This window comes from Kurthia sp. FSL E2-0154 (genome assembly GCF_038003625.1).
In the GTDB taxonomy this organism is placed as follows: domain Bacteria; phylum Bacillota; class Bacilli; order Bacillales_A; family Planococcaceae; genus Kurthia; species Kurthia gibsonii.
The window spans coordinates 1877101-1890447 of record NZ_JBBOPO010000001.1; the positions used below are offsets into that span (position 1 = coordinate 1877101).

A 13347-nucleotide genomic window follows, 5' to 3' on the forward strand; every position below is an offset into this window, starting at 1 on the left:
CAAGCCCTGATTAGTGAGTACAAGGATAAAAACGATACATTAAATGGACTGGTTGTGAAATACCAGGCGTATGCTGAGGAAAATGAGGAAGTGAAACGTCTTTTTGAAGCAGAGAAGGCGAAAGTGAATTACGAGCGTGAGGTAGCAATACTAGCAGAGCGTAAGGAGCTTGAGAAAGAGAAGGCCGTTGTCGAAGCGAAAGCCCTTCATAACGAGGAAGTGCTCTTTATGTATAAAAACTATAACATGAATCAAGTGATTGATGATTATACAGAAAAGCTGGAAGCTTCCTCTGATTCAAGTGAACGAAAACAATTACGCGCTGCATGTAAAACACCGAAACAATATTTAAAACAAGTGAAAGATTGGATTGTCCGAAAAAAACAATATCGCCTTCATTTACAACAGATGGGTACACGAAATAGTTATTCAAAAACCGATGTCGACGCGACATTTATGCGCATGAAAGACGATTATATGAAGAATGGACAACTGAAACCCGGTTACAATGTTCAAATCGCAACAGAAAACCAATATGTCCTTGCTTATGAGGTGTATCCGAATCCAACAGATACGAAAACACTCGTGCCCTTTTTACAAGATATTCAAGCTCATTATTTTGAATTACCTGAACATATCGTCGCTGATGCGGGTTATGGTAGTGAACCGAACTATCAATACGTGATAGAAACACTCCAACGTAAAGCATTAATTACATATGGTATGTATCGCAAAGAACAGCAACGAAAATATCTTAAAGATCCTTTTAAAACAAACAATTGGGCGTATGACGCAACGACTGATTGTTATACGTGTCCTAATGGACAATTAGTAACGTATCAATACGACTCAACACGTACAGACAAAACAGGATTTACACGTCATTTTAAAATATATACATGTGAAGACTGTTCAGGATGCCCTTTCCGTTCATCTTGTACGAAAGCACGTGAAGGGAACAATCGAAGATTGGCCATCAATACGCATTGGGAAGAACAGAAGAAAATGATTCAAGCGACGCTTTCAGAAGCAAAAACAGGCGCCATTTATCGAAAACGAAAAATCGATGTGGAACCAGTTTTTGGATTTTTGAAGGCGAATTTAGGTTTCACTCGATTTTCACTTCGTGGAAAATCGAAGGTCCGAAATGAAATCGGACTTGCCTTAATGGCGACCAACCTAAGAAAGTATACGATGAGAGGGTAAAACCCTCCCATCACTTATGAAAAAAATCACACAAAAAAGGAGATTGCGCAGGCAATCTCCTTTTTGTGTGACTGAGAGCTATTTTTGTCCCAGGCTCATTGTAAATGTTATTCCCAGTCTGCCTGAAAAGAACTAATTGGTCACTCATCTCTAAATTAAAACCAGCATACATTATATAATCCCCCTTATGAATAATGAATAAATGTAAATATATTTAACTAAAAGCTACAAGTAAAAATCATATTTCTCTAGCCTTGCTTTAACTTCTTCATCATCAGGCTTTAACCTATGAGCATATTTAAAATATCCCCTAGCTTTTTCGTACTCTCTTTTTTGCTCATATGCCAAACCTAATTTTTTAACTACTGCCCAAACTCCCGGTGTCTCTTGATTTATATACTCTAATATTTGAATTGCCTTATCTTCCTGATTACAAAGGCCATAGCATATTGCTAAACGGTAGCGATAATCTATAGATTTAGGTTGCTGGTGTACTAATTGTTGATAGATTTTCTGAGCTTCTTCGAATTTTTTAATTGAGAATAAGATTCTTGCTTTTAATTCTTTCAACGAGTTTATGAAGTTTTCTCTTCTGGTTTCTTCAACGGCATTTACATTAATACTATCTATTGTTTTTAACGCTTCAAAACGACGATCCGTTATAAAATAAACGTACGCTAACTGAAGTATTAAGTCGGGATATACATGATCATTTGCAATCTCTGTTTGAAGAATCTTTTCTGCAAGTTTAAATTTTCCTAACTTGCAATTAGTTATTGCTAATTCAAGAGCATCCCTTTTTTCAACAAGGGTAGCTTTTGGTACATACTTTTCATTTGTTTCTTGCTGGAGGTGCTTTTTTACGACCCGTTTAAAATCATTCCTTAGCTCAGTGACCGTCTGATAACGTTCCTCCGGATTACGTGCTAAGGCTTTAAGGATTACTTGTTCCATTTTTTCATGTATAGATTTATTTAATTCTCTTGGACGTGGAAAAGGCTTATTATGAATAACATCCAGAAAAGTATCATGCGGTGTTTGCCCTGTAAGGAATTGATATAGAATAGCTCCTAGTGAATAGATATCTGAATTTAAATATCTCTCTTTTGAATTAGCAACCTCTGGGGCTATATACGCATATGTACCTGCACCATCAATTGTCTTTACAAAGATATCTTCAATTAAACGACTTGTCCCAAAATCTGTAATCTTCACTTGCTCATCTTTAATTAATATATTATCTGGTTTAATATCTCCATGAGCTATCTTCAAATCGTGCATAAATTCTAAGCCATCTAAGATCCTCTCAAATATTACATACACTGTTTGGAAAGTACGAAGAGTGGATATGCCAGTGCTTATTAGCTCTTGGGATAAGGGATGGCCTTCGAAATATTCCATTTCAATAATAAAATATCCGTCAACACGGCCCATATCATATATTTGAATAAGGTTAGGATGAGAAAGACCCTTTAGCTTCAACCCCTCTGCTAATACCTTATCTCCCTTTTCTTGACTTTTCGGTATCTTTAGAGCTACTGTCTGACTGTCATCACGCCGAACCGCTCTCCATACTTGACCAAAAGTCCCTTCACTTACATATTCTTGTAAAACATACTTGTCTCCTAGTTCCATATCTTTTTTCAAATCTAATATATATCGTTTACGTACCATACTACTTCACCTGAATCCATTGATTGATCGTTAATTTTTCTTTGTTACCTTTAGCAACCGCTTGAAAAACCAAATAATCACTTTCAAATGAATTAATCCCATTAATATAAATACCATTTGGTAATCGGAAACCTTCATCAAAAATAGAAATATATTTTTCAATATCTTTTGGCACTATTCCACTATAAGACCAATATACAAATAATATTATGGGAAGGTTACCACCAAGTTGGTGATAGGCAATCAATAGGTTTTCAATCTTTTCCCTTAACTTATCATTTTTAGCTTTAGAATTTTCAAACCTTTCAAATTCAGAAACTAATACTGGCTTCAGGTCTTCTTTGTCATACCAAATTGAATCAGGTCGTACTTCACGAGTTATGCTATGTCCAAAATTTCCATTGATAGGATATACTGGATACTCAGACACTGCTGTATATCCATCTAACTGTCTTCCTATCTCAGTGATATAGTTTAATCCAGTGGAATGAACGGTTTCTGAATAATCCCGCACTCCTGAAACAGATAACATCGGAAACCAAGTATCACGAATCTTGCCATTTTTAAACTCTTGGATAATCCATTCTTTTATTTCTTCCTTATCCATTAAAGACTCCCCATTCTTTAACAACTTCTGGTGATTGACCACCATGAACGAGGGCTTTAGTACCGACTTTTACCAATAATGGTGCTGGAATAGAACGACCAGTAAGTAATGCTTCTCCTGTAGATAGTGCAGGTAATTCGTCAATATCAGCTTTTGTAAGCATATCTGAAGTTTTTGTAATAAAACGTTGATCATCTGGGTTTTTCAAACGCATAGTAATAATTGTGTTACACTGTGAAGTTACATCAGCATCTAACTTTGATGGACGTTGGGAAACAATCGCAAAACCAACACCAAATTTTCTTCCCTCTGCTGCAATTTTCTTTATGATTTTCTTTGAAATAGTTGGAGCACCTGCTGGAGCATAGTTATGTCCTTCTTCATAAACTAAGAAACATGGTCGAATTGGTCGTTGTTTATCTGCAGCAGCACGCATAATTTCGCTAGACACTAAAGCTGTTACAATTTGTTTTGCATCATCCGATATCCCTTGTAAATCGACTATAATTAATCGGCCATTTTTTTCATTCATTTCTCCAATTAAATTATATATATCGGTTGGTTCACCAATTGCTCTAGTGTAGAAGCTTTTAGCTTCGTTAATCACTCGTTTTAACTTCATAGATGCGACAGCAGCACTCCTACCGTTTAAAGCACGTGATTCAGCATCTGAAAGATCATCCCAACTTTTAAGTTCTTCTAAATCACCAGACAATAGCTCACGTAAATCTTTAATATCCCTTGGTGGATGCGGATACTTGAATTTCCAATAGCGAAGCGCAACATCCAATACCCGTTGTTGAGGTTCCGTTAGGCCCGGTAAAATTTCTTCAAAATCATCCATTTCAAAACGGTCAAACTGTAGGGCAAGATGATTGTTTTTACCAGCATATTTGTAATCAAATTCCTCCATTTGCGGGGTATATACTCTAATACCCCCCCCTGCTTCTTGCAGCTTCTTTAGTCTTTCTTGAATAAAAAGGATATTATCCTTTTCTTTCGGATCCTCAATATGTTCTAAATCACTGTTGAAATGAACAGTTCCTTTTTCAAATGCCTTACCGTATTCACCGTGCGTGTCAAAGACAACTACTGTTCCGTTCATTTGGGCAACTAATCTTTCAATAATACGTCCAACTGTATATGACTTACCTGAGCCAGTCATCGCTAATACTGCTAAATGTTCTGTTACTAATTTATTAACATCCATATAAACTGGTACTATATTTTCTCCACGTTCATAACCAATTAGATTTCCAATTGCAATGCTTTTGTTCTCATCAAATTGATAGAATTTAGCAAGAAATTCATAATCGACTCCTAAAACCTTACTACCGGGATCAAGAGGTCTTCTCGGAATACGAATTTGACCAGTTCTAGCCTCTTTGTATCCTACAAGATCAATCGTTCCAAAAAGTGTTTCTCCTGTCATCTGTGTACCGGGCAATAATTCAATGGAATTTAATCCATCTCCCATTTCACTGTTATAAAGAATGTTACTCCTAGAGATAGATGTAATGCGTCCAAGAACATATGTTACTTCTTCATCCTCTCGTTCTTGATGGGCTATCTTAGCAAACTCCCCACGTCTTGCAACAAAACTATCATGGAGAATCATTTTTAAATCGTTTGGATTTCCTGTGTTTCCAATTAACTTACCAATAAATTTATCTTCGCTCATAAGTCATCCTCCCCAAACAAATCAACTTCCTCGGTCCATACACTTTCTACGTTTTCATTTTTAATCATTTCATGTGCTTGTGACTTATAATATTGAATGATTGTCCCTGTCTTAATAGCCTTTAAACCATGACTTGCATACCAAAGTGGAAGAGGTAATGCTTTTAATTGATCAATTGTATATAATGAAATCAAATCAGAGGTTAGCCCATCAACAGATTCAGTTTTCCAGTCTTCTTTATGCCCAATCGCTTCAACCAAAAGAGGCATTGTTCTCATACCTGCACGAAAATGAAAATTTATTACCCCAAGCTCTCTAACAAATTGTGGTTCTAACCGATTATCTGAAGTTAAAAGGTCAAATTCATAGGCAGCTGTTCTTGTTCTTCTTGTTAATACTCCATTTAATAATTTCTTTACACCGACTTTTTTTATCTTATCAAAAGAGGTGCTTAGAGATGAAAGCTCTTGTGTAACTAATGAATCAATCATATATTTTTCTGTATGTTCAGAAGTTAATCCATAGAAAACAGAACCAAAACGTTTTGAGCTAACTGAAACTATTTTCACACCACTAGAGTTAAAAGGATAAATCTCATGTTTATGATCTTTCCAAAATTGTTCAATTCTCTCTTTACAAGCGATATAGTCAAAGTGAAGTTCTTCATAGGATTCTAACGGTGCATCGCTTCGTTCTAGTATTAAAGGTGAATCTACGATTACAAGCTCAGGTCTGTTGGCTTCATTTAGTAATTCTTCTAACAAATCATACATCTGATTTATATGAACAAATTTCAACTTTTGGGTTACATCAACGTCATCGGCTTCATCAATATCCACTAAACTATCTTGATAGGTTTGATATACTACCCCGTCTTGAATCGAAAGATCTTGGCGAAGCGCACCTGCACTATAAAGAATTCCACCAAAAGCAGGGATGGTTTTACTTGCAGTCGCAATACCTGTGACATTCAGAGTTAATGGGACCTTCTTAGTTACCGTTCGAATTACACCACTATTACGAAGTTTGGGAGCTATTTGATCAATAAAACGCATTTTAGAACCCAGTTTAGCAACTGTACTTGGTAAACCCAACTGTACCTTTGCAACTAAACTATTCGCGATGGATATATCTCTTTTCTTATCTCCATGTTCCATCGTCACGCCTCCATCTCTTTATCTCTCGAACAAACGCTTTATATCCTTTAAGATTGATATATTTTTCTCCCACATCTGTTATTACACCTGAATCCTCTAGAAGTTTCTGATCTATCAACTGTTGAAGCAATTCCAAAACTTCATTATGTGATAGGTTTTCCTTAAAGAAGTTGCTTAACTGCCCTGATATTTTCGATGGCTCTAATACGTTTGCAGAAGCTAGTATCAGTATGTATTCATGAACAGGGCTAGGTATAAATTGCTCCCGAACTGGGATGGATTCATCATTTTTATTATCTATTATTAATTCTAAAAACAACTTTTTACATATATCTTGCTTGGGCAATAAACGATAATCGAATAATGGAACTGTTGTTAAAGTGACACATCCACTTCCCGAATGTTCAAAATAATCAACAGCAACTATCTCACCGTTAGCCAGTTCCCACTTTGATTTAGTATTAGACTTAATTGATTCAATAACAGGAAGGCTGTTAAATGATTGGGCTTCAGTTTCTTGTAGTGACAGATCAACCTTTAACTGAAGTAAAGAAACAACGTCCATTTGATGAAAAGGAGGGGAAACAATAAGTTGGTTCCCCCATTGTCTCCACCATTTATTTAATGATTGCAACTCTACTTCCGACAGTTTCAATATGATAATAGCTGGAATAACGCAAATACCAGACGTTAATTCATCGATATGTCGTTCATCGACATTTATCCAGTTCTTTAACATTTTATATTCCGTTCTTTTTGTATACTTCTTAACGATTTGGATGTTCATTAGGACAACACCACTTTTGTCTTAATTAGTCCGAGATTTTCTAGTTCCTTTTTTTCCCTTGGATAACTTTTCCAATCAATATCTGCTTTTCTCTTAACAACATCTTTAAAAAATTCAAATCGAACAAACTGAGCATTCTTATCCTTAAAGAATCGTCTACCGTCTTCATCTAATTGTTCCATTTTCTTTTTTACAGTTTCTATTGTTTTTTCATAGCTGATTTCTTGGATTGCTGTACCAATTTCCGGCTTATAAGGTAATTTATGCTGAAGACGATAAATCAAGTTCACTGAATCAATCAATTCTTGATCATAGTATTCGTCACGAATTTTCCTCATTGAACTTTCAATTTGATTAAGCATTGAGATTAAAGATGTAATGTTATTTTTGTGTTCTTGTAATAACCTCTCACTGTATTCAATTAGTTGAATAGGTTTACCTTTTTGCGCCAGATGGTAACCATCGATTTGCTCATCAAATCCAGCTTCAAGAAACATCTGAAGTTCATGATAATTTGCCTCAAGTTGGTCTGACTGAACTTTTTGTTTTATATCAATAGGTGCTGACTCAAAATAAGATAACCATTTCTGAACGATAGGCTGATTCTCAACAAAATAATCTACTACTTGTTTAAACTTTTCAAACATTTCATCGTAACGACCAGAAATACCACTATGCTCTTTCCATTCAACTTGATTTTGTCCCTCTTTTTTCAAACCTATTTCACCAATCATCGTGTTTAATCTATCTATTGCCTCTTTGTAATTAGCCAACCATAAATGATGTGCTAGGCTATCTGATTGAACAACCATTGTTTCACGTTTTGAAGACTTTATATAATCCTTTGCATATTCGATTTCTGTCTGATAGCGTTCTAATGCATTAGTAAATTGGGTAATTGGTAAAACATAATCCTTATAGGTACTCTTAGATTTAATTGATTCAAGTTTTTCCTTTAATTTGGACAATATATTTCTTTGTAAGGTCGAAATATAATCATGGAACAATTGAACGAGTCGAAGTTTTTTCCAAATAGGCATTTCATTGTCTTGGATATTTAATGTGCTTATTACTCGCTCATTAAACGGTATTGAATTCCATTGTTCTTCATCATAAATAAAATTGCATTCTTTATGGAAAGTTTGTAGTAGCTTTAATTGTTCCTTCCAAGTATCAAGCGGATTAACTGTATCAACCTGTAATGAAGAAAGATTAATCTCTTTTAATACTTCATTAATTAAATCTAAACGACCACGATATTTATCGTCTTTTAGTATTCCTAGTCTATTTTTATCAATAGTTTGTTTAAATTCGTCAACTAACTTGTCGTATTCTTCATCACGCCACTTCTGAACTTTATCACGTTGAAATTCTAATGTAGCTTTTATTACATTTTGAGCGTGAGTGCCACCTTGAATCTCAATGACTTTTAAATCTTGTAAAAAGTAAATCCATTGTTCAACAATTTTAACTGGTTTGATTGTATCAACAGAACTAAAAAAGAATGTATTTTGAATATCTTTAAAAACACGTCGAGTATTCCCTATATAGGTTAACAATGCAGCAAATGTTACAGGCACTTGAACCTCATAATCATCTTCATTGGTCTTTACAAATAACTTAGCACCCTCATATCCATCCTTTTCTAGCTTTGCTCGAACTTCTGTTGCTTTTAAGACTTGTAAAAATCTATTATATTTTTCACTCTCAGGGAATTTAACCCCTTGTTTAATACCTAGTTCTGTAGAGGTTGCACTATGAATTAACATCCTATTGTACCCTTCTGCTAATAGTGGTAGGTTGTCTTCTTCAGCCTTTGTAAAGATTAATGGTCTTAATACATAGCCTTGCTGATCAATATGTTCAAACCAAACTCTTGAAACTTTAGCAATTTCATCACGTAATGCTCTAATCTTTGCCTTAAAAGGAGTCGCTAATTGATGCGCAACTGGTCGAATGTCCATGACTTCACGGTCAACAGATAAAACTTCTAATACATTTTTCTGTAAATTCGTTACTTGAAAAAAGATTACACATCTACCTGCAAGTGGGTAATCACGTTTGAACTTGTTAATATCAATTTCTGTATCAGCAGTAGACGATAATATAAATATTGGATGGACGCCAACATCAAGAAGATTACTTTCTGCAAGATCATTTAGCTTTTCTAATCTACTTGCCCAAACGACATCTACAACCTTTTTAGGATGAACTCCTAAATAAACATCCCTTTCAACATGACTCCTAAATCCACAAATTTGTCCTTTAATTTTAAGTGTTTCAGTAGATGGGTATTCTTGTTCTAATGAACGAATAAAACCTAAAACCGTTCTTTCGATATCTTTTCCATAATCCTTTGTACGTTCTTTTAGCAACTGCTGTAATTCTTGATCCTTTTCATCTAATAACAAATAATTTGCAATACCCGTTTGTGCAGCATACCGACGATTCAAACGCTCAAGAAAAGCAAAGTTTGGACCAATAAACGTTTCTTTTAAAACTTGGTCTTTTTTTTGATCAAAATAACTAAATAAAATCTCAGCTGCATCGACGACCTCATCTTTTGGATAAAGTGTTCTTACTTGTGCAAGAAAAGTCTCCTTTTCTTTTCCGATAATAAAATAATTATCTGGTGCATTAATAGAAAATGTTTCTAAACTACGAATTAAAACATCTAGGCTAAACTTCTCACCTGTTGACTCGTTTACAAAGAAATGGTCAACATCTGGGCGATATTTATTACTTACAAGATAAAATCCCAGATCACTTTTAGTAAGTGGAATAGTAATAAATTCTTTAAATAAAGGAATTCCTTGAAGATTTTTTGCTGATAATAATACTTGTTGCTCTTGTTCGGTATACTCTTGTTTAGGGACCGGTAATTGACGTAATAATGCCTTTTTTAGCAATAGTTGATACACAGGACTAGAATCAATATAATCAAGTTGTGAAATATCAATTAAACTATCTTTAAAACGCGGTACTGATTGAGAAAGATCTAGTAATATTTGTCCCGCCTCTGCATCAGGATGATTGTTTAAATATTGATCACAATGAGCCATAATAACATTAAGCCAACCAAAGTTCCCTGCAGCAATGGTATAAGACGCTTCAACTAGCCCTTCAGGATACTTACGAATTTTCTCTTCTTTTTGTAACGACTCAATGTAATCGGAGATGTCCGCATATGAATTCTGTGTCATCTCAAGCTTATCTCCACGACGATCTAATGCTTCTAGTGACTTAATTTGATCACCAATTGCTGGAGAACATAGTAGTAAGAATGAAACATTAGGGTGCCGAGAGCGGCTATCTTCGTGCTTAATGGCAGACGTTATTACTTTTATCGCTTCACCATCTAGTTTCTTTTTTCGCTCTTCATTGTTTTCATGTATTTCATCTCTAAACAATTCATATTCTGATTCCACTTCATCAACGATAATATGTAGGTGATCAATTGAAAATTGATTTAAATACTTCATTCCTTCTTGTACGAGCTTATCTAAGAGTGGAATATCTTCTCCTAATAATTGTTCTGGAGAATGTTGTCCTTTTTCAATAATCTCACCAAGTTTTTGAGGTGAAAAACCAATTGGAATTAGGTTACTTTGCAAATCTTTAATGATACTGCCCTGAATTGTTGTTTCAACATTTTGATTGGCAAGTTTTGATAGAGCAATATATGCTCCATAGCCCACCCAATTGTCTCCATAAAGATAATCTTCATTCATTTGTTCATAGCGAATATAGATTGGTAATATACGATCTTCAAAATCTTCTTTCAAAAGCCTGACTTCTTCTAAATCTCCATCACTATTTCGAATTGTCCAACCTTTATCAATTCCAAGGACTTCACTTATGAGTTCATAAGCAATCCTTGATTTACCAATACCCCATTTCGCAATCAGTGTAAAAATACGAGACATCGGTGCATCTTTGATATCACTTAAAAAATTCTGATATGCTTGAAAGAAATCATGCTGTCCAACCATTGGCTGTAATACAGGAAAGGTAGAAACCCCTTCTTTTAACCAAACTGATTTTTTCATGAATTGAACACTCCTTATTGGTGAATATCAAGCTTTATTAACTGATACTCCCTTTTTCCTAGATAACCTCTACCATGACGTGGTTGACCTGATTCATGTGCAACTACAGTAAAAATCCCCTTATTTATACCATCTGTAATATAATAATCAACAAACCGAGAAAGACCCTTATCCCAAGAAGGGTAATGTTTTATTAAAACTTGTTCTAAAACTGGTTCAAGTGGGAAAAAGCCGCGATCATCAGAGAGAAAATGAATTGTTTCTTTTAATGTATGTACTTCATCTACTGAATCTGTTGGAGTAATAGTAAATAGAGAACCTAAGTTATCTATGTCATGAGAGACTTTTTCTTTATTTAAAATTACTTTTCCGCCTTCATCTCTAATAAACCAATCTAGATATTCAAACAATTGCATAGGAGAGCGCATAAATGCTGTTAGATTTGTTATAGCAGGTTCTTTTCCTCCAGAGCCAATAAAAGACCAGCATTCTTCCAACCCAGTTTCTTTCGCCAGAAGAAGTTTCATCCACTCATTACCTAATGCTTCTACTTTAAATAATGCTAATAAACGATTCATATCATTTTTTTGCGGATTACTTGCAAAAGGATGATATGATGCACCGTCCATATCTAGCTGCCATTTCCCAATAAAATCCAACGATGCATCATTAGTATTAAAATATCCACCATTTAAAAGCATATGAATAACTACTCTAACTCTTGGTGAGAAGCGTAGTAACTGCCTTGCTAACAACACTTCCCATCCATCATCATTTTTATAGGAACTTATAATTTTTTTTGCGTCCTCAGTTAGTTGTAAATGTCCATTAATTCGTTCAAGGAAGAATACACCTTTAATTTCAAATTGAGCAGTTCGTTTAAAATATTCATAGCCTAATAATCCAAACAATTCTTTTGAGCGATCAAGCTTTTTATCTTTTTCAGTTACATCTTTATTTAAGTAAAATGAGGCAATTTCTTTCATTGATTTTGCTTCTGTTTGATGTGGTATGCGTGATAATTGCTCACACCATAACTCAAAGTTACCCGGTTCAATCCAAAAGCGTTCAATTGAAAGGCGAATATGTTTCATCGTTTTTCCCTCAATTCATCGATCCATTGCTCTAACCTTGCACGTAGCTGTTTACTCTCAGCAATAAGAGGAATAAATAAACGAGTATGATAGATTACATCTTCTATTGTTGTTGGTAAACGATATTCATCGTTTACAACAGTAAGTAATTTACGTTCAACAAGGTTTTGAAAAATAGTGTGTAAGTTGCGCAATTCATAAGGAAACAATTGGTACTGATTTTTTTTGCAGAATTCAATAGCAAATTCATCAAAGCTCCCATATCTAAATTGCTGATGATTGCTTGCTGTTAATAACACATCAACACCATCCCCTACCACTTGAAAGCGAATAGCCTGTACCCCTTGTGCTTCAAAATTCTCTCGTACAATGCAACAAAGGAATACAAATACCTTCCAAGGATAAGTAAAGATATGCTGAAATTGTGGATGATCAATCTTACGTTCAGGGATAAAAGGAACAAGCGTATGCACTGGTCTCTCTTTCAAAGAGGCAAGAGAAAGATCTGCTGAAATCTTCCTTCCCTTTTTCCACTGCTCATCTATCTTCTTGCCGAGGTCAATATCTTCTATCACGTTTTCCTGCTTATATGCTTGAACAAGCTTTAAATAAAACATTATTCGTTGATAATGTGGTGAGCCATCAAAGATAAGCCGATTGAAATCTTGAAACTGTTCTTCTTTTGGTTTTAATCGAACTTCCAAACATGCATTTGAAAAACCACTATTTCCTTTAATTTCTGCCAATACAGAAACCGTATAGGCAGAAAGATTTGATAAATTACTTACAAATGTTTCAATTCCCTTTAAATCCTTTGTCTCACTCATCTTTAAAGCTGTTAAAAGTGCATCTTCTACTAGATATTTTTGATAATTAGTCTTAAAACAGAAGAGTGAGAATAGATAGTCCTTTTCAGATTGAAATAGTTGACTATAAGTAATCCAGTTGTTAGTAATTACATATCTGTTTTGTATCATTTCAAGTAAGCCTTGTTGTTTTAGAAACGAAAATGTATCATTCAGCTCACATTCTCCATAATCGTATAGTTGTTTCAGCCATTGATAACTCTTCTTTACATTCAAAAAGCGCCCC

8 protein-coding genes and 1 pseudogene are annotated in these 13347 nt (G+C 34.7%); 1 reads left to right on the forward strand and 8 read right to left on the reverse strand.

Features of this window, described 5'->3' with window-relative positions; genetic code table 11:
- Window positions 1-246: 246 nt before the first annotated feature.
- Window positions 247-1206 (forward strand): annotated as a pseudogene (locus MHB75_RS09275) (transposase); the annotation flags it as partial.
- A gap of 225 nt (window positions 1207-1431) precedes the next feature.
- Here MHB75_RS09275 and MHB75_RS09280 read toward each other — a convergent pair.
- Genes MHB75_RS09280 through MHB75_RS09315 form a run of 8 tightly spaced genes read right to left on the reverse strand, consistent with a single transcriptional unit; the run spans window position 1432 to window position 13337 of the window.
- Entirely contained in the window at window positions 1432-2880 is a 1449-nt protein-coding gene (locus tag MHB75_RS09280; protein ID WP_340997284.1) for a protein kinase domain-containing protein, read from the reverse strand.
- Window position 2881: 1 nt separating this feature from the next.
- The gene (locus tag MHB75_RS09285) at window positions 2882-3487 is read right to left on the reverse strand and encodes a hypothetical protein (RefSeq protein ID WP_340997286.1); all 606 of its coding nucleotides are present in this window, start codon (window positions 3485-3487) and stop codon (window positions 2882-2884) included.
- Window positions 3480-5168: a helicase HerA domain-containing protein gene (locus tag MHB75_RS09290; RefSeq protein WP_340997287.1), complete on the reverse strand. Its 1689-nt coding sequence runs from the start codon at window positions 5166-5168 to the stop codon at window positions 3480-3482. Before MHB75_RS09290 ends, MHB75_RS09285 begins: the two co-directional genes overlap by 8 nt.
- Window positions 5165-6325 carry a hypothetical protein gene (locus tag MHB75_RS09295; RefSeq protein WP_340997289.1) on the reverse strand — a complete coding sequence of 387 codons (1161 nt, stop codon included), beginning with the start codon at window positions 6323-6325 and terminating at the stop codon, window positions 5165-5167. Before MHB75_RS09295 ends, MHB75_RS09290 begins: the two co-directional genes overlap by 4 nt.
- Window positions 6309-7112, reverse strand: a complete 804-nt coding sequence (locus MHB75_RS09300) for a hypothetical protein (protein ID WP_340997291.1) — start codon at window positions 7110-7112, stop codon at window positions 6309-6311. Before MHB75_RS09300 ends, MHB75_RS09295 begins: the two co-directional genes overlap by 17 nt.
- A complete protein-coding gene (locus MHB75_RS09305) occupies window positions 7112-11161 on the reverse strand; it encodes a hypothetical protein (protein WP_340997293.1) in 4050 nt (1349 codons plus the stop codon). Before MHB75_RS09305 ends, MHB75_RS09300 begins: the two co-directional genes overlap by 1 nt.
- 14 nt (window positions 11162-11175) lie before the next feature.
- Complete coding sequence (locus MHB75_RS09310) at window positions 11176-12255, reverse strand: hypothetical protein (RefSeq protein ID WP_340997295.1); 1080 nt, start codon at window positions 12253-12255, stop codon at window positions 11176-11178.
- Window positions 12252-13337, reverse strand: coding sequence for a hypothetical protein (locus tag MHB75_RS09315; RefSeq protein WP_340997297.1), 1086 nt, complete (start codon window positions 13335-13337; stop codon window positions 12252-12254). The genes MHB75_RS09310 and MHB75_RS09315 overlap by 4 nt, the downstream gene beginning before the upstream one ends.
- Window positions 13338-13347 lie beyond the last annotated feature (10 nt).

Coding starts and splice junctions, on each gene's coding strand:
- MHB75_RS09280 (WP_340997284.1), bottom strand. CDS start 2,880: ATGGTACGTAAACGATATATATTAGATTTGAAAAAAGATATGGAACTA.
- MHB75_RS09285 (WP_340997286.1), bottom strand. CDS start 3,487: ATGGATAAGGAAGAAATAAAAGAATGGATTATCCAAGAGTTTAAAAAT.
- MHB75_RS09290 (WP_340997287.1), bottom strand. CDS start 5,168: ATGAGCGAAGATAAATTTATTGGTAAGTTAATTGGAAACACAGGAAAT.
- MHB75_RS09295 (WP_340997289.1), bottom strand. CDS start 6,325: ATGGAACATGGAGATAAGAAAAGAGATATATCCATCGCGAATAGTTTA.
- MHB75_RS09300 (WP_340997291.1), bottom strand. CDS start 7,112: ATGAACATCCAAATCGTTAAGAAGTATACAAAAAGAACGGAATATAAA.
- MHB75_RS09305 (WP_340997293.1), bottom strand. CDS start 11,161: ATGAAAAAATCAGTTTGGTTAAAAGAAGGGGTTTCTACCTTTCCTGTA.
- MHB75_RS09310 (WP_340997295.1), bottom strand. CDS start 12,255: ATGAAACATATTCGCCTTTCAATTGAACGCTTTTGGATTGAACCGGGT.